Consider the following 17,372-nt stretch of genomic DNA (forward strand, 5'->3'; position numbering starts at 1 on the left):
CCCGAATGTCCGACAATATGGACACCGTTCCGCTCCCGGCCTACCTGACGCGCCATGACCCTCGCCTCTCCCCTCGGCCCGGCGGGGACGCCGCCGCGCCCCGCATCCCGTTTCCTCGACCCCGCCACGCCGCCGCATATCGCGACGCTGATCCTGCTGGCGGGGATCTCGGCGCTCAACATGTCGATCTTCCTGCCCTCGCTTCAGGGGATGGCCGATCATTTCGGCGCCGATTACGCGGTGATGCAGTTCGCCGTGTCGGGCTATCTGGCGGCGACGGCGCTGCTGCAGCTCGTGATCGGCCCGCTCTCGGACCAGTTCGGGCGGCGGCCGGTGGTGCTGGGGGCGCTGGCGATCTTCGTCCTGGCCACGATCGGCTGTCTTCTCGCGCCAAATACCGGCACCTTTCTCGCCTTCCGCTTCCTGCAATCGGCGGTCGTGGCGGGCATGGTCCTCAGCCGCGCCGTGGTGCGCGACATCGTCCCCGCGGCCGAGAGCGCCTCGATGATCGGCTACGTCACCATGGGCATGTCGCTGGTGCCGATGGTCGGCCCGATGATCGGCGGCGCGCTCGACCAGCTGGCGGGCTGGCGGGCCTCGTTCACCTTCCTCGCGCTGGCGGGAGCGGGCGTGCTGCTCCTCGCCTGGCGCGACCAGGGCGAGACGGCGACCGGCATGGGCCGCGGCCTCGTGGCGCAGATCCGGGCCTATCCGCGCCTGCTGACCTCGCAGCGGTTCTGGGGCTACTCGCTCTGCGCCGCGATGGGGTCGGGCGCCTTCTTCGCGCTTCTGGGCGGCGCCTCCTTCGTGGCGCAGGGGGTGTTCGGCCTGTCGCCGCTGGCGACCGGGATCGCGCTCGGTGCGCCGGCGGTGGGCTACATGGCCGGCAACGGGATCTCGGGGCGCTACGCGGTGCGGGCGGGAATCGACCGGCTGGCGCTGATCGGGGCGGCGGTGAGCTCGTTCGGGATGGGGCTGTCGCTGGTCCTGTCGCTGGCGGGCGTCGACTCGGCCTGGGTGTTCTTCGGCCTCTGCACCTTCCTCGGACTCGGCAACGGGCTGCTGATGCCGAACGCCATCGCCGGCTCGCTCTCGGTCGTGCCGGAACTGGCGGGCAGCGCCTCGGGCCTCGGCGGGACGATCATGATCGGCGGCGGGGCGGTGCTCTCCGCCCTCGCGGGCACCTGGCTGACCGAGGAGACGGGGATCCTGCCGCTCCAGGTCATCATGCTGGTCACCTCGCTCCTGGCCGGCGTCGCGATCCTGTGGGTGATGGCGCGCGCCCGCGCGGTCGCCGCGCGGGGCTGAGCCCATCGGCCGGGCGGGGCGGCCCCGGCGATGGTCGCCGATGGTCGCATTGCGTCCGGCCGTTCCAGCGACCAAGGTGCGGCGAAACGCCCGAGGGAGGAGCGACATGGAACTCAACGGCACAAGAACCATCGCCGCCGACCGCCGGACGGTCTGGGCGCATCTGAACGACCCCGAGACGCTCAAGGCCTGCATCCCCGGCTGCCAGGAGCTCACCGGCTCACCCGAGGAGGGGTTCGAGGCCGTGGTGAAGCAGAAGGTCGGCCCCGTCTCGGCCACGTTCAAGGGCGCCGTGACGCTGGAGGACGTGAACGCGCCCGACAGCTACCGCATCGTCGGCGAGGGCAAGGGGGGCGTCGCGGGCTTTGCCAAGGGCGCGGCGATCGTGAACCTCACCGACGTGGAGGAGGGCACGGAGCTGGCCTACAACGTCGAGGCGCAGGTGGGCGGCAAGCTCGCGCAGCTCGGCAACCGCATCGTCGGCGGCTTCGCCAAGAAGATGGCCGACCAGTTCTTCGAGACCTTCAAGGACATCGTGGAAGGGGCCGGCGTGAAGGAGAGCGGCGCGGCCTGACGCCCCGCCGCGCGCGCCCGGCCCTAGCGCCGGGCCGCGCGCCAGCCCGCCGCCTCGGCCTCGGCCGCCGAGCAGAACCACCGTTCCCCCGCCCCCTCGTCGATCCGGGTGCGGTCGTAATGGTCCTGTCCCGGCATGTGGTAGATGCGGCCGTTGGACGAGATGTTGCCCTTGATCGCGCAATCGCCGGAAGCGCCCTGCGGCATGGCCTCCTGCGCGGCCGCCTGCCCGGCGCGGTACTCGGCCGGGCTCTCGAACGCGCCGCTCCAGAGCCCGCGGCCGAGCGTGGCGGCCTGTTTCTCTTCCAGATCGTAATCCCAGGAATAGTCGCGATAGGCGAGCGCGATCCCCTCCGCCACCATCACCCGGGCGATGTCGTCGCTGCCGACATGGCAGCGGGCGACGATCCGCCCGTAACGATCGGTATCGAGCGGCTCGCAGCGTGCCTCCTGCCCTTCCCAGCGGCGGCGCGCCTCCGAGGCGGCCCAGGTGCCGCAGGCCCAGGTGGCGCCGCTCTCGCCGCAGATCTGGGACAGCTCCGGCGCGTCGATCCCGAAGAGACGCACCCTGGCGCCGCCGACGTCGATCGTGTCGGCATCGACGACCGAAAGCCGGCCATCGGGCGCGGCCACGGCGGGCGCGGCGAGAAGGGAGAGGAGGAGGGCGGCGGCGGGCACGGAACGTAGATCGAACATCCCGTCACTATGCCCGCCCCCGCGGCGCCGACAACAAAAAGGTTAAGATCAGGTTAACACGAGGGCGGAAAAATCATCTGCCCCTCACCTCTGTGCCGTCCGCCAGTCCGGGTGGATCCACGGCTCGGCATTCTCGCGCGGCAGCATGCCCCGGCCCAGCACGTGGTCTGCCGCCTTCTCCCCCACCATGATCGAGGGCGCGTTGAGGTTTCCGTTGGTGATGCGCGGGAAGATCGAACTGTCGGCGACGCGCAGCCCCTCCACCCCGATGACGCGGGTCTCGGGATCGACCACGGCGCCGGGATCGTCCGCCCGGCCCATCCGGCAGGTGCCGCAGGGATGGTAGGCGCTCTCGGCATGCTCGCGCACGGCGGCGTCGATCTCGTCGTCGGTCCGGACGCCCTGCCCCGGCTGGATCTCCACCCCTCGGAACTCGTCGAACGGCGCCTGCGCGAAGATCTCGCGCGTGAGCCGGATCGCGGTGCGGAAATCGCGCCAGTCCTCGTCGTGGGACATGTAGTTGAACAGGATCGAGGGCGCCTCGGCCGGATCGGCCGAGCGCAGGCGGACATGTCCGCGAGAGGGCGAGCGCATCGGCCCCACATGGGCCTGGAAGCCGTGGCCCTTCACGGCCGAACGCCCGTCGTAGCGCACCGCGAGCGGCAGGAAGTGGAACTGGATGTCGGGATATTCCACCCCCGCACGCGAGCGGATGAAGCCCGCGCTCTCGAACTGGTTCGACGCGCCGGGACCGGACCGGGTCAGCAGCCAGCGCGCGCCGACATAACCCTTCCCGAAGAGGTTCCAGTACCGGTAGAGGCTGACCGGCCGGGCACTGGTCATCTGGATGTACATCTCCAGATGGTCCTGCAGGTTCTCGCCCACGCCGGGACGGTCGGCCACCACGTCGATCCCGTGCGCCGCCAGCTCGGCCCCCGGCCCGATGCCCGAGAGCTTGAGCAGCTTGGGCGAGTTGATGGCGCTCGCCGCGACGATGACCTCGGCGCGGGCCTTCAGGATCTCGGTCCGGCCGCTGCGCCGGATCTCGACGCCGCGCGCGCGTCCCTCCTCGATCACGATCCGGCTGGCGAGGCCGCGGACCAGAATCGCCCGGCCGCCCCGCAGGGCGGGCTTGAGATAGGCCTCGGCCGCCGACCAGCGGCCGCCCTTCCAGATCGTCGCGTCCTTGGGACCGAAGCCTTCCTGCCGGTGGCCGTTGTAATCGGCGGTCGCGCCGTAGCCCGCCGCCTCGCCCGCCGCGACGAAGGCGCGGGTCAGCGGGTTCGACCGCGCCCCGCGCGTGACGTGCAGCGGGCCGTCCTTGCCCCGCCAATCGGGGTCGCCCCCGTGCAGGCCCGGATGCCAGTCCTCCATCCGCTTGAAATAGGGCAGCACGTCCGCATAGGCCCAGCCGGTCGCGCCCGCCTCGTCCCAATGATCGAAGTCGCGCGCATGGCCGCGCACGTAGACCATACCGTTGATCGAGGAGGAGCCGCCGACCACCTTGCCCCGCGGACAGGCGAGGACGCGGCCCCCCAGATGCGGCTCGGGCTCGGTGACGAAGCCCCAGTCGTAGCGGCGCATGTTCATCGGGTAGCTGAGCGCGCCCGGCATCCCGATGAAGGGGCCGGCATCCGAGCCGCCGAACTCGACCACAATGACGGATCTTCCCGCCTCGGTCAGCCGCCAGGCCATCGCGCAGCCCGCGCTGCCGGCGCCGACGATGACGTAGTCGGCCTCCATCGCGGGGGGGTCAGAACGGGGCATCGACGCCCCCCATCGCGACGTAGACGCTCTTGAGCTGGCTGTAATGCTCGATCGCGGCGCGGGCATTCTCGCGCCCCAGCCCGCTGGCCTTGACGCCGCCGAACGGCATCTCGACCGGCGTCAGGTTGTAGGTGTTGATCCAGCAGGTCCCGGCGCGGAAGGCCGAGACGACGCGGTGCGCGCGGGCGAGATCGGCGGTGAACACCCCGGCGGCCAGCCCGTATTCCGTCGCGTTCGCGCGGGTCACCGCCTCCGCCTCGTCCTCGAAGGTCAGGACGGACATGACGGGGCCGAACACCTCCTCGCGGGCGATCTCCATCCCGTCGGTCACGTCGGTGAAGACCGCCGGCTCGACGAACCAGCCCGGCCGGTCCGCGCGGGCGCCGCCAATCACCAGCCGCGCGCCGCCCTTCTTCGCGCGGTCGATGAAGCCGAGGACCTGCCCCATCTGCCGCTCCGAGACGAGCGGTCCGATATTGGTCGCCTCGTCCAGCGGGTCGCCCATGACGATGCCCGACGACATGCGCGCGGTCAGCCGGGCGAGGAACGCCGCCTCGATCCCCTTCTGGACGAAGACGCGGGTGCCGTTGGAGCAGATCTGACCGGACGAGTAGAAGTTGCCGTTGATCGCCGCCGAGACCGCGTTCTCGACATCGGCATCGTCGAAGATCACCAAGGGCGACTTGCCCCCCAGCTCCATCGTCACGTGCTTCATTCCGCGCGCGGCGAGGGCATAGACGTGTTTCCCGGTGCGGGCGGAGCCGGTGAGCGACACCTTCGCCGCGCGAGGGTCGGTCACCAGCGCCTCGCCCACGGCGCCCGCGCCCTGCACCACGTTGAAGAGGCCGGCCGGCGCGCCCGCCTCGGTCAGGATCTCGGCCAGCTTCAGCGCGCAGAGCGGCGTCGTCTCGGACGGCTTGAAGACCATCGCATTGCCGCAGGCGAGCGCGGGGGCGGCCTTCCAGGCGGCGATCTGGGTCGGGTAGTTCCACGCGCCGAGGCCGACGCAGACGCCGAGCGGCTCGCGGATCGTGTAGGCCCAGTCGGCCCCGAGCGGGATATGCTCGCCCGTCAGCGTCGCGGCGAGACCGCCAAAATATTCCAGCGCATCGGCGGCGGAGGTGGCGTCGGCGACCAGCGTCTCCTGCAGCGGCTTTCCGGTGTCGCGGGTTTCGAGTTCGCTGAGCTCGCGGTTGCGGGCGCGGATCAGGTCGGCGGCGCGGCGCAGGACCCGGCCCCGCTCCACCCCCGGCAGACGGGCCCAGTCCCGCTGCGCGGCCTCGGCGGCGGTGAAGGCGCGGTCGATCACCTCGGGCGTCGCCATGTGCAGGCGCGCGATCTCCTCGCCGGTGGCGGGATAGATGACGGGCAGCGCCTCGCCCCCGGCATCCTCAAGGTATTCACCGGAAACGTGATGGCTGGCGGCAGGTTGCGGGTCGTAGCTCATGTCATTCCCCTCGCGGAAAGCGCTGGTTCTCCTCCAGCACGTTGAGGTCCATGTGGTTGCGCATGTACCGCTCGGAGGCGTTGCGCAGGGGCTGCCAGTCCCAGGGGTAGTAGCCCCCCTGGCGCAGCGCGGGGTAGACGACCCAGCGCGCGGCTTGGCTGGCGCGCACCTCGTCATCGGTCCGTCCCAGATCCCAGCGGGCGGCGGCGAGGTCGCGGAAATGCTTGAGCCGCCCTTCGTACCCCGGCGCGCCGGCGAGGTTATCCCTCTCCCACGGGTCGTTCTGCAGATCGTAGAGCTCCTCGGGATCGACCGGGCAGGCGGTGTATTTCCACCGCCCCTCGACGAGGCAGACCATCGGCGCGACGGATCCCTCGGCGGCGTATTCGATACCGACCGGGGGCCGCTCGCCGCCCGCGGCGACGGGGGCGAGGTCCACGCCGTCGGTCCAGGGCGTGACGCCCGCCATGTCGGCCCCGCCGATGGCGGCGAGCGTCGGCGCCAGATCCACGGTAGAGACCGGCGTCTCGACCCGACCCGGTGCCCATCCATCGCCCGCGATCATCAGCGGGACCCGGGACGAGCCCTCGCGGAAGCTCATCTTGAACCAGAGACCGCCCTCGCCCAGCATCTCGCCGTGGTCGGAGAGGAAGACGATGGTCGCCTCCTGCCGGGTCCGTTCCAGCACGTCGAGGATCTCGCCGATCTTGTCGTCGACATACGAAATGTTGGCGAAATAAGCGCGGCGCGAGCGGCGCACGTCCTCGCGCCCGATCTCGAATTCCCGCCGGTTCGAGGCATCCATCAGGCGCTGCGAATGGGGGTCCAGCTCGGCATAGGGGATCTCGGGGAGCTCGGGGTCGAGCGGGCCGTCCTCGTAGAGATCCCAGTACCTGCGCCGCGCGACGAAAGGATCGTGCGGATGGGTGAAGCTGACCGTCAGGCACCAGGGCCGCCCGTCATGCCCGCGCGAGAGGTCGTAGAGCTTCTGCATCGCCTGGAAGGCGACGTCGTCGTCGTATTCGAGCTGGTTCGTGATCTCGGCCACGCCGGCCCCGGTGACCGAGCCGAAATTGTGATACCACCAGTCGATCCGTTCGCCCGGCTTTCGCCAGTCCGGGGTCCAGCCGAAGTCGGCGGGATAGACATCGGTCGTCAGCCGCTCCTCGAAGCCGTGCAGCTGGTCGGGGCCGACGAAGTGCATCTTTCCCGACAGGGCGGTATGATAGCCGGCATTCCTCAGGTGATGCGCGAAGGTCGGGATCGCCGAGGCGAATTCGGCGGCATTGTCATAGACGCGCGTGCGGTAGGGCATCTGCCCCGCCATCACCGCCGCCCGCGCCGGCGCGCAGAGGGGCGAGGGCGTATAGGCGTGGGCGAAGCGGGTCGACCGCTCGGCGAGGCGCCTCAGGTTCGGCGCGTGCAGGAAATCGGCCGGCCCGTCCGGGAACAGGGTGCCGTTCAGCTGATCCACCATCAGGACCAGGATATTCGGGGCATTCATTGCAGCATCTCCCTCGCAAGGCTTTCGAGCATCTCGGCGGTCGCACGGGCGCCGTCGGGGGCGGTGCCGGACAGCCCCTCGCGCAGGTAGAGGCCGTCGATCCCCGCCGCGAGCCTCTCGGCCGCCGCGGGCGCGCCGGCCCCGGCCAGCGGGCGCAGGGCGTGCCGCAGGTTCGACCGAAGCCGCTGCTGGTAGGCGCGCAGCATCCGCCGCGCCTCGGCATTCGTCAGCGCGAGGACGTAGAAGTTCAGCCAGGCCGAGACCGTCTCGGCCCGGAAGTTCACCGGCGCGAAGCTGGCCCGCAGGATGCCCTCGGCCCGCCCGCGCGGCCCCTGCGCCGCCGACAGTTCGCTGCGCACGGCGCGGCCGAATTCCCGCAGGACATGGCGCATCGCGGCGAGGAAGAGATCCTCCTTGCCGCCGAAATAATGATGCGCCAGCGCGCTCGACACGCCCGCGCGGCGCGCGATCTGCGCCACCGTCACCTCGAGCGATCCGCGCGCCCCGATCTCGTGGATCGCGGCGTCGATGAGCGCCGCCTTCCGCTGCGGCTCCATTCCGATCTTTGGCATTTCGCGCGGTCCCCCCTATCCTTTGCGTCGGGACGGGATCCTGCATAGGCTTCCGTTTATTGACTCGTCAATCAAGAACCCAGGGAGACACCACATGCCCCTTCGACAGATCCTCGCCGCCACGGCCTTGACCGCCGCCGGCACCGCCGCGCTCGCGCAGGATGCCTGCGAGAGCGTGACCTTCTCGGATGTCGGCTGGACCGACATCACCGCGACCACCGCGACCACGACCTTCCTTCTCGACGCGCTCGGCTACGAGACCGAGACGCTCGTGCTGTCGGTGCCCGTCACCTACACCTCGATGGCCGAAGGCGATGTCGACGTCTTCCTCGGCAACTGGATGCCCACGATGGAGGCCGACATCGCCCCCTACCGCGAGGACGGCAGCGTCGTGACCGTGGGCCGCAACCTCGAGGGCGCGAAATACACGCTCGCCACCAATTCGGCCGGCGCCGCGCTCGGCATCACCAGCTTCGAGGACATCGCCGCCAATGCCGAGGCGCTGGACGCCGAGATCTACGGGATCGAGCCGGGCAATGACGGCAACCGCCTGATCCTCGACATGATCGAGGCCGACGCCTTCGGCCTGGCGGAGTTCGAGGTGATCGAGAGCTCCGAGCAGGGGATGCTCGCGCAGGTCGACCGCGCCACGGGCCGGGACGAGCCGGTCGTGTTCCTCGGCTGGGAGCCGCACCCGATGAACGCCAATTACGAGCTGACCTATCTCGAGGGCGGCGACGAATGGTTCGGCCCGAATCTCGGCGGCGCCGAGGTCTACACGAACACCCGCGCCGGCTTCGCCGAGGACTGCCCGAACGTGCAGGCCCTGCTCGAGAACCTCACCTTCTCGCTCGAGATGGAGAACGAGATCATGGGCGCGATCCTCGATGACGGGCAGGACCCGACCGAGGCGGCGAAGGCCTGGCTCGCGGCCAATCCCGACGCCTGGTCCGGCTGGCTCGACGGCGTGACCACGCTCGATGGCGGCGACGCGGCCGGGGCGGTGACGGCAGCGCTGAACTAGGCGGCGCCTCCTTCCTCGGGCGGGATCGACGTCCCGCCCGGGGGAACCGGCCACAGCCCGCCGCGCGGCGACGGCGACCGGTCAAGACAACGTGAGTTGCCGCGAGGAACCGCGATCCATCTGTGGAAGGCGATCCCACCGATGCCCGGTGGCGATCGCTCTTGCTGGAAGGATCTCTTGTGAAACTGCATCTCTGCCTCCCTCTCGTGCTGCTGGCCGGGCCAGCCCTTGCCGCCGGGATGGACTCCCCCGTGATGGAGCCGGCGCCCGTCATGCCGGTGGCCCAGCCCGCTCCGCGCCTCAGCTGGGACGGCTTCTATGCCGGCGCTCAACTCGGCGGAGCGTTCGATGACGAGACGGGGGTGCTGTCGCTGGAGGCCGCGCCCTCGGCTCCGCCCGCCGCGGCGTTCGGCGACAACTTCTACGGCGCCTTCGATTCCGGTTTCTCCGGCGGCGTCCATGTCGGCTACGACCGCCAGTTCGGCGGCTTCGTGCTGGGCGGGATCGCGGATATCAGCGCGCTCGACGTGACCGAAACGCAGGGCGGCGACAGCGCCACGCCCGCATTCTACCGCGAGGTCCGATCGCTCGACTACTATGCCACGCTGCGTGGCCGGGTCGGCGTCCCGGTGTTCGAGCGCGGCCTGTTCTACGTCCACGGCGGGCTGGCCTACGGTGATGTCGATTACCGCTTCGACACCAACACTCCGGCGACGGTCACGACCTCCGGGGACGGGGACGGCGAGACCGGCTACGTCGTCGGCGCCGGGATGGAGACGATGCTGACCGACTCGTTCTCGTTCGGTGTGGAGTACCAGTACGTCAATCTGGGCGAGAGCGACTTCAACACCACGCTGAGCGGTCCGGGTGCGCCCGGCGGTCCGTTCGGCGCCGGCGTCGACGCATTCGGCTCGGAAGACGATTTCGACTTCCACGTGATCCAGGCCCGCGTCTCCTACCGGTTCTGAGTCCGGTCGGACTCGAGGCCACCGGCCCCGGCGGAGCGATCTCCGCCGGGGCCGTTCGCGCTCCGCACACCACCGGATCCACTACCAGGCCCTTTCGACTTTCCATGCGGGGCCGCCTCACCTAGCTTCCGCGGCACCCATTCCCCGGAGGCGCCATGCTGGACTGGCTGACCGAGACCAAGATCCCCGTCGGGCGCCTCGCGGCGGACGGCTTCGACTGGCTGGAAAGCTCGGGCGGGATCGTGTTCGACACCATCTCGCTCTGGCTCGAGACGATGATCGACGCGATCCTCTGGCTGCTGCAGGCCCCGCCGGAGCTCGTGGTGATCGGCGCCTTCACCCTGTTCGCATGGGTGCTGCAGCGGCGCTGGCAGACGCCGCTTCTGGTCGCGCTCGGCTTTCTCTTCATCGTGAACCAGGGCTACTGGGAGGAGACGACGGAGAGCCTGACGCTCGTCCTGTCGGCCTGCGTCGTCTGCATGGGGATCGGCGTGCCGGTCGGGATCTGGGCGGCGCACCGGCCGCGGGTCTATGCCTGGATGGCGCCGGTGCTCGACCTGATGCAGACGCTGCCGACCTTCGTCTACCTGATCCCGGCCATCGTCTTCTTCGGCATCGGCATGGTGCCGGGGCTGATCGCGACGGTGATCTTCGTCCTGCCCGCGCCGATCCGGCTGACGCATCTCGGGATCAGTCGCACGCCCGTGGCGCTGGTCGAGGCGGGGCAGGCCTTCGGCGCCACGCCCCGGCAGCTGCTGTGGAAGGTCGAACTGCCCAGCGCCTTCCCGCAGATCATGGCGGGGCTGAACCAGACGATCATGCTGTCGCTCAGCATGGTCGTGATCGCCGCCCTCGTCGGGGCGGCAGGGCTCGGCGTGCCGGTGGTGCGCGCGCTGAACTCGGTCAACACCTCGCTCGGCTTCGAGAGCGGGATCGTGATCGTCGTCGTGGCCATCGTGCTCGACCGGATGCTGCGGGTGAACCGGTGAGCGGGGCGGCCGTGACCTTCGACCGGGTGTCCATCGTGTTCGGCGACGCGCCCGCCAGCGCGCTGCCCCTGATGGACGAGGGGCTGGACCGGGCCGAGATCCAGCGCCGGACGGACCAGGTCCTCGGCGTGCACGATTGCTCGCTGGAGGTGCAGGAGGGCGAGATCCTCGTCCTGATGGGCCTCTCGGGCTCGGGCAAGTCGACGCTGCTGCGCGCGGTGAATGGCCTCAATCCCGTGGTGCGCGGCGACGTGACGGTCCGCACGCGCGAGGGCAAGGTCAACGTGACACGGGCCAGGGGCGCCGAGCTGCGGCGCGTCCGCCGGCACGAGATCGCGATGGTCTTCCAGCAGTTCGGCCTGCTGCCCTGGCGCAGCGTGCGCGACAATGTCGGCCTCGGGCTCGAGCTGTCGGGCATGGGCAAGGCCGCGCGCCGCGAGAAGGTCGACGCGCAGCTCGCCCTCGTCGGGCTGGAGGACCGGGCCGAGGCGCTGGTGGGCGAGCTGTCGGGCGGCATGCAGCAGCGCGTCGGCCTCGCCCGCGCCTTCGCCACCGACGCGTCGATCCTGCTGATGGACGAGCCCTTCAGCGCGCTCGACCCGCTGATCCGGGGCCGCCTGCAGGACGAGCTTCTCGACCTGCAGCGCGAGCTGAAGCGCACGATCATCTTCGTCAGCCACGACCTCGACGAGGCGTTCAAGATCGGCGGGCGGATCGCGATCATGGAGGGCGGGCGCATCGTGCAATGCGGCACGCCGCGGCAGATCTACACCGACCCGGCCAACGATTACGTGGCCGAGTTCGTCGCCCACATGAACCCGCTCGGCGTGCTCTGTGCCCGCGACGTGATCGACCCCGACGCGGGTCCGGCCCCGGGCGAGCCGGTCCCCGCCGCGACGGACATCCGCGCGGTGATGGAGCGGATCCGGGCGGGCGGCGGCCCGATCCCGGTCGCCGAGGACGGCCGGGTGATCGGCGCGGTGACGGAGGGAAGCGTGCTGGCCCGGCTGCTCGATCCGCGGGGCTGAGGGGAACCCGCCCCCGCCGCGCCCCGTTCTGCCGCAAACGCGAGGTGAGAGATGGCAGGCGCGGCGCAGGACCTGATCGACGAGCTGGACGAGGCGGCCGGATCGGACGAGACGACGAGGATCGAGGATCTGATGGACGCCTTCGGTTCGCGCGGGTCGGGGGCGTTCCTGGTGATCCCGGCGCTGATCGGGATCTCGCCCATCGGCGCGATTCCCACCGTACCCACCCTGATCGCCGTGTGCACGCTGATCCTGGCGGTTCAGATCGCGATGGGCCGCGACCGCTACTGGCTGCCGGGCTTCATCGAGTGCCGCGAGGTCTCGACCGACAAGATCCACAGGATCACCGACAAGCTGCGCGGCCCCGCGCACTGGCTCGACCGGCATTTCGGCGAGCGGCTGACCGCGCTGACCGGCGAGGCGGGCGTGCGGGTCTCGGGCTCGATCTGCGCGGCGCTCTGCCTGCTTGTCCCCCCGCTGGAGGTCGTGCCCTTCGGAGCGGCGATCCCCTTCGCCGCCATCGCGATCACCGGCGTCGCGCTGACCGTCCATGACGGCATCGCCATCCTGATCGCCTGGCTCGCCTCGGCGGCCTCGGTCGCGGCGGCCGTCTGGTTCCTGATCTGAGGCGTCAGAGCCGCGCGCCCTGCCCCTTGGCCGAGCGCAAACGCCGCGCCCGCGCCTCGCGCAGGGTCAGCACGCTGATCGCGCCGACGATGGTCAGGCCGCCCAGGATCACCCACCCGTCCACCCGCTCGGCAAAGAAGACCGCCCCCAGCGTCACGGCCCAGACGAGCTGCAGGAAGGTGACCGGCTGCGTCACCGTCAGCGGGGCGGCGGCGAAGGCATAGGTCATCGCGTAATGCCCCAGCGTGGCGAAGATTGCGGCGAGGGCGAGGAGGCCGAGGGTGGCGAGGTCGGGCGCCACCCAGTCGAGCAATGCGAAGGGCAGCAGGCCGATCGTCACCGTCAGCTGCAGCATCCCCACCACGACCGTGGCCGAGACCTCTCCGGACAGCTGCTTGGCGATCAGGTAGCCCGCGGCGAAGGACGCGGCGGTGAAGAGCATGGCGAAATGGCCGGGATCGAGCTCGCGCGCGCCGGGCCGCAGGATGACCAGGGCCCCCGCCAGCGCGACCGCGATGGCCAGCATCCGCCGCCAGGCCATCGTCTCGCCCAGGAACAGGGCCGCGCCGATCGAGACGTAGACGGGATTCAGGTAGTTGAGCGCCGTCACCTCGGCCAGCGGGATCCGCGTCATGGCGTAGAACCAGGTGATGACGCCCAGCGTGTGCGCCAGCCCCCGCGCGCCGAAGAGGCCCAGCTGGCGGCGGCTGAGATGCGCGCGGCGCAGGGGGCCGATCATCGGGATCAGGATCGGCAGGGCGAGGGCGTAGCGCAGGAAGGCGCTCTCGGCCGGCGGCACGGCATCGCCCACCACCTTCACCGTCGCCGTCAGCGCCACGAAGCAGAGGCCCGAGGCGACCATCCACAGGATCCCGATGGTGGGATTGCCCTCGCTCGCGGGCGGCGGGGCGATTGCGGCATCGTGTTGCGACATGTCGGACTCCTTCAGTGATCGGCGAAGAGGAGCCCGGCGGCGATGCTCCACATCAGCAGCCCGACGAAGAGGTCCAGCAGCCGCCATGTCGCCGGCCGGGCAAAGAGCGGTGCCAGCGCCCGCGCCCCGTAGCCGAGCGCGAAGAAGAACGCGAACGAGGCCGAGGTCGCGCCGAGCCCGAAGGCGAGGCGGCTGCCCTCCAGCCCCGCCGCCACCGAACCGAGCAGGACCACCGTGTCGAGATAGACATGCGGGTTCAGCCAGGTCAGGGCGAGGCAGGTCAGGATCGCCGCGCGCCGCGACTGCTCGCCCTGCCCCGCCGCCCGCAGCGCTTCGCCCCCCCGCCAGGCCGACAGGATCGCGCGGGCCCCGTAGACGACCAGGAAGGCGGCGCCGCCATAGCGCATCACCTTCTCGAGCCAGGGCGCCGCCTCGGCGAGCGCGCCGAATCCCGCGACCCCGGCCGCGATCAGCACCGCGTCCGACAGCGCGCAGGTCAGCACGACCGGCAGGACATGGGCGCGCCGGATCCCCTGCCGCAGGACGAAGGCGTTCTGCGCGCCGATTGCGAGGATCAGGGACAGGCCGAGCGTGAACCCGGCAAGGGCGGTGGACATGGTCGGGCTCCCTGCGGCCGGGGATGGCTACACCCGCCCCGCCGGAATGGCGAGGGGCGCGCCGCCGCCCGGGCCCCCGCCCGTGACCTGCCGATGCCGGCGCCCCGATCCGGTCCGACCGGGCCCGTCCGCAGCGCAAGGCCGCCCGGCCGGTTCGGTCCGGCCTGCGGGCTCTCCGCCTTTGAGCGTGCTGCGCTAGTGCCATGGGCGACCCCGGCGGGCCCACACCGGGATCGGCGCCGCCCGGCCGGCGCCGATCCCGGGCGATCCGGCCCGCCCGGGCCGCCGCCCTGGCTCGCCCCCGGCCCGATCCGCCCGCCGCCTCCGGCCCCCCACCTTGGCCTGGTCCGGCCTTGCCCCGGCCCCGCCGGGACTTGCCCCCGGCCGCGCCCCGGACTAGCCCCGTCCCATGCGTATCCTCTTCCTCGGCGACGTCATGGGCCGCGCGGGCCGGTCCGCCATCGCGGAGGGCCTGCCCGCCCTCCGGCGCGACTGGAAACTCGACTTCGTCGTGGTCAACGGCGAGAACGCGACCTCCGGGGCCGGTCTGTCCGCCGATCACGCGAAGGGCCTGCTCGAGGCGGGGGCCGACGTGCTGACGCTCGGTGACCATGCCTTCGACCAGAAGGACATGCTGCGCTTCATCGAGACCGAGCCGCGGATCCTGCGCCCGCTGAACTTCTCGAAGGCCGCGCCGGGCCGCGGGCACGGCGTGTTCGAGGCGGGGCGCGGCCGCAAGGTGCTGGTGGCGCAGGTGCTGGGCCAGGTCTTCATGAAGCGGCCCTTCGACGACCCGTTCTCGGCGCTCGACCCGGTGCTGAAGGCGCATCCCCCCGGCGGCCTCGTCCAGGCCAGCCTGATCGACATCCATGCCGAGGCGACGAGCGAGAAGATGGGCCTCGGCCATTGGTGCGACGGGCGCGCCAGCATGGTCGTCGGTACCCATACCCACGTCCCCACGGGCGACGTGCAGATCCTGCCGAAGGGATGTGCCTACATGACCGATGCCGGCATGTGCGGCGACTACCTCTCGGTGATCGGCATGGACCCGGCCGAGCCGCTGCGCCGCTTCGTCACCGGCATGCCGAAGGACCGGTTCACCCCTGCGCTCGGCGAGGCGACGCTCTCGGGCCTCTATGTCGAGACCGACGACCGCACCGGCCGGGCGATGCGCGCCCTCGCCGTGCGGCAGGGCGGTCGGCTCGCCCCATCGGGCCCCGACGCCGCGGCCTGATCCCGGCCCTCGATCCCGGCCCCGGAACCGACCCCGGAACCGGCCCCGGAAGCGGCCGGCTCGATGCCGGGCCACGGCCGCCCCCGCCATCCTGCCCGGACCGGCTCGCGGCGCCCGCCCCGGCGCCGCGCCGCCCCCTGCCCGGGCGGCCCGGACGCGGCAATCCCGCCACGGTCGGCACCGCCCCGTCCTCGCGTGCCCGGGCCGGACCGGGCGCCCCCTTCCGCGCCGCGCGCGCTTCGGGATATGTCTTCCCGGCCCGGATCCCCGATCCATCAATCGAAGGCCACCGCCCGACGTGTTCGGACTGACCGTTCCCCCCGACTGGCAGCCGCTGGCGGCTTCCCTCGTCATCCTCGCGATGCTCATCGGCTTCGTGCGCGAGACCTACCCCGTCGAGGTAGTCGCGATCTTCGGCGCGATCGCGATGATCGTGCTCGGCCTCATCCCGCAAGCGGATGCGATCGAGGTCTTCGCCAACCCCGCGCCCTGGACCATCGCCGCGCTCTTCATCATCGTCGGCGCGCTGGTGCGCACCGGCGCGCTGGCCTGGATCTCGGGCCGGGCTGCGGCCCGGGTGGAGAAACGTCCCAGATCGACGCTCGTCGGTCTCGTCGTGACGGTGCTCTTCATGTCGGCCTTCATCAACAACACACCCATCGTGGTGGTGATGATCCCGATCTTCGTGCGGCTGGCGAAGCAGCTGAAGCTCTCGCCCTCCAAGGTGCTGATCCCGCTCAGCTACTTCGCGATCTTCGGCGGGATGATCACGCTGATCGGCACATCGACGAACCTGCTCGTCGACGGGATCGTGCGGCAGGCGGGACAGGCGCCCTTCGGCATCTTCGAGATCACCGGCCCCGGGCTGATCCTCGCCGCGGTGGCCGCCACCTATCTCGGCCTGTTCGGCCGGCACCTGCTGCCGGACCGCGACTCGATGGCGGGCCTGCTCTCGGACAAGAGCCGGATGCGCTACTTCACCGAGGCGGTGATCCCCCCCGAAAGCAACCTGATCGGACGCGAGGTGACGGGCGTCCAGCTGTTCCGGCGCGACGGCGTGCGGCTGATCGACGTGATCCGGGGCGACGCCTCGCTCCGCCGCAACCTCGCGGGGGTCGAGCTGCAGGTCGGCGACCGGATCGTGCTGCGCACCGCGATGACCGAGCTGCTCTCGCTCCAGGCCAACAAGGACCTCAAGCGCGTGGACCAGGTCTCGGCGGTCGAGACGACGACGGTCGAGACGCTGATCTCGCCCGATTGCAAGATGATCGGCCGCCGCCTGGGCGATCTGCGGCTGCGGCGGCGCTTCGGCGTCTACCCGATCGCGGTCCACCGGCGCGACCGGAACATCGGGCGCCAGATCGAGGATCTGGTGGTCCGCGTCGGCGACACCCTCCTGCTCGAGGGCGCGCCGGCCGACATCCAGCGCCTCGCGGCCGAGATGAACCTCGTCGACGTCACCCAGCCCACCGAGAAGGCGTATCGCCGGGCGCAGGCCCCGATCGTGATCGCGGTCCTGGCCGCCATCGTGGTGCTCAGCGCGCTCGGGATCGCGCCGATCGGCACGCTCGCCTTCATCGGCGTCGCCATCGTCTTCGCCGCGCGCTGCATCGACGCGGACGAGGCCTTCGGCTTCGTCGAGGGTCGGCTCCTGGCGCTGATCTTCGCCATGCTGGTGGTCGGCGCCGCGCTGGACCGGTCGGGAGCGGTGCAGATCCTCGTCGACTGGCTCACCCCCTGGCTGGCGGACCTGCCCCCCTTCCTGCTGGTCTTCTGCGTCTACGCACTGACCTCGATCCTGACCGAGATCGTCTCGAACAATGCCGTGGCGGTGATCCTGACGCCGGTCGCCCTCGGCCTCGGCGCCTCGCTCGGGATCGACCCGCGCCCGCTCGTCGTGGCGGTGATGTTCGGCGCTTCCGCCGCCTTCGCCACCCCGATCGGCTACCAGACGAACACGCTCGTCTACGGGCCCGGCGGCTACCGCTTCACCGACTTCCTGCGCGTGGGCGTGCCGCTCAACGTCCTGACGGCCGTGGTCGCCGCGCTCGTGATCCCGGTCTTCTTTCCGCTCTGAGCGACGG

At 70.9% G+C, this 17,372-nt stretch carries 16 protein-coding genes; 9 read left to right on the forward strand and 7 right to left on the reverse strand.

From position 1 onward, the window contains the following. The first annotated feature begins 54 nt into the window (after positions 1-54). Together BUE30_RS02655 and BUE30_RS02660 are read left to right on the forward strand one after the other, a co-directional pair. Positions 55-1,308, forward strand: coding sequence for a multidrug effflux MFS transporter (locus BUE30_RS02655; RefSeq protein ID WP_073326284.1), 1,254 nt, complete (start codon positions 55-57; stop codon positions 1,306-1,308). A gap of 106 nt (positions 1,309-1,414) precedes the next feature. Next, positions 1,415-1,882, forward strand: a complete 468-nt coding sequence (locus tag BUE30_RS02660; protein ID WP_073326285.1) for an SRPBCC family protein — start codon at positions 1,415-1,417, stop codon at positions 1,880-1,882. 23 nt (positions 1,883-1,905) lie between these two features. Here BUE30_RS02660 and BUE30_RS02665 read toward each other — a convergent pair whose 3' ends face one another. The 5 genes from BUE30_RS02665 to betI all read right to left on the reverse strand — a co-directional run bounded on the left by BUE30_RS02665 (position 1,906) and on the right by betI (position 7,867). Further along, the gene (locus BUE30_RS02665; RefSeq protein ID WP_073326286.1) at positions 1,906-2,577 is read right to left on the reverse strand and encodes a thermonuclease family protein; all 672 of its coding nucleotides are present in this window, start codon (positions 2,575-2,577) and stop codon (positions 1,906-1,908) included. Positions 2,578-2,661: 84 nt separating this feature from the next. Next, on the reverse strand, positions 2,662-4,320 hold the full coding sequence (betA, locus tag BUE30_RS02670; protein ID WP_073326287.1) for a choline dehydrogenase: 1,659 nt from the start codon (positions 4,318-4,320) through the stop codon (positions 2,662-2,664). Positions 4,321-4,330: 10 nt separating this feature from the next. Further along, positions 4,331-5,791 (reverse strand): betaine-aldehyde dehydrogenase, encoded by a 1,461-nt coding sequence (betB, locus tag BUE30_RS02675; protein WP_073326288.1) that lies wholly within the window; start codon positions 5,789-5,791, stop codon positions 4,331-4,333. Between the two features lies 1 nt (position 5,792). Then, complete coding sequence (gene betC, locus BUE30_RS02680) at positions 5,793-7,295, reverse strand: choline-sulfatase (RefSeq protein WP_073326289.1); 1,503 nt, start codon at positions 7,293-7,295, stop codon at positions 5,793-5,795. Further along, positions 7,292-7,867 carry a choline-binding transcriptional repressor BetI gene (gene betI / locus BUE30_RS02685; protein ID WP_073326290.1) on the reverse strand — a complete coding sequence of 192 codons (576 nt, stop codon included), beginning with the start codon at positions 7,865-7,867 and terminating at the stop codon, positions 7,292-7,294. Before betI ends, betC begins: the two co-directional genes overlap by 4 nt. Positions 7,868-7,961: 94 nt before the next feature. On the opposite strand from betI, the gene choX reads away from it, so the two are divergent. The 5 genes from choX (at position 7,962) to BUE30_RS02710 (ending at position 12,503) form a co-directional block, all read left to right on the forward strand. Further along, complete coding sequence (gene choX, locus BUE30_RS02690; protein ID WP_073326291.1) at positions 7,962-8,891, forward strand: choline ABC transporter substrate-binding protein; 930 nt, start codon at positions 7,962-7,964, stop codon at positions 8,889-8,891. Positions 8,892-9,070: 179 nt separating this feature from the next. Next, positions 9,071-9,859 (forward strand): outer membrane protein, encoded by a 789-nt coding sequence (locus BUE30_RS02695; protein ID WP_083601040.1) that lies wholly within the window; start codon positions 9,071-9,073, stop codon positions 9,857-9,859. A gap of 158 nt (positions 9,860-10,017) precedes the next feature. Then, on the forward strand, positions 10,018-10,848 hold the full coding sequence (choW, locus tag BUE30_RS02700; RefSeq protein ID WP_073326529.1) for a choline ABC transporter permease subunit: 831 nt from the start codon (positions 10,018-10,020) through the stop codon (positions 10,846-10,848). Then, positions 10,845-11,876, forward strand: a complete 1,032-nt coding sequence (choV, locus tag BUE30_RS02705; protein ID WP_073326292.1) for a choline ABC transporter ATP-binding protein — start codon at positions 10,845-10,847, stop codon at positions 11,874-11,876. The genes choW and choV overlap by 4 nt, the downstream gene beginning before the upstream one ends. Positions 11,877-11,927: 51 nt before the next feature. Continuing rightward, positions 11,928-12,503, forward strand: a complete 576-nt coding sequence (locus BUE30_RS02710; protein ID WP_073326293.1) for an exopolysaccharide biosynthesis protein — start codon at positions 11,928-11,930, stop codon at positions 12,501-12,503. A 4-nt stretch (positions 12,504-12,507) separates the two neighbouring features. Here BUE30_RS02710 and BUE30_RS02715 read toward each other — a convergent pair whose 3' ends face one another. After that, positions 12,508-13,437, reverse strand: a complete 930-nt coding sequence (locus BUE30_RS02715) for a DMT family transporter (protein ID WP_073326294.1) — start codon at positions 13,435-13,437, stop codon at positions 12,508-12,510. A gap of 11 nt (positions 13,438-13,448) precedes the next feature. Next, positions 13,449-14,054 carry a LysE/ArgO family amino acid transporter gene (locus BUE30_RS02720; RefSeq protein ID WP_073326295.1) on the reverse strand — a complete coding sequence of 202 codons (606 nt, stop codon included), beginning with the start codon at positions 14,052-14,054 and terminating at the stop codon, positions 13,449-13,451. Positions 14,055-14,463: 409 nt separating this feature from the next. Here BUE30_RS02720 and BUE30_RS02725 point away from each other — a divergent pair, with 409 nt between their 5' ends. Next, the gene (locus BUE30_RS02725) at positions 14,464-15,288 is read left to right on the forward strand and encodes a TIGR00282 family metallophosphoesterase (RefSeq protein ID WP_073326296.1); all 825 of its coding nucleotides are present in this window, start codon (positions 14,464-14,466) and stop codon (positions 15,286-15,288) included. Positions 15,289-15,586: 298 nt separating this feature from the next. Continuing rightward, complete coding sequence (locus tag BUE30_RS02730) at positions 15,587-17,365, forward strand: SLC13 family permease (protein WP_073326297.1); 1,779 nt, start codon at positions 15,587-15,589, stop codon at positions 17,363-17,365. The last annotated feature ends 7 nt before the right edge of the window (positions 17,366-17,372 follow it).

Source organism: Wenxinia saemankumensis (genome assembly GCF_900141735.1).
Classification (GTDB): Bacteria; Pseudomonadota; Alphaproteobacteria; order Rhodobacterales; family Rhodobacteraceae; genus Wenxinia; species Wenxinia saemankumensis.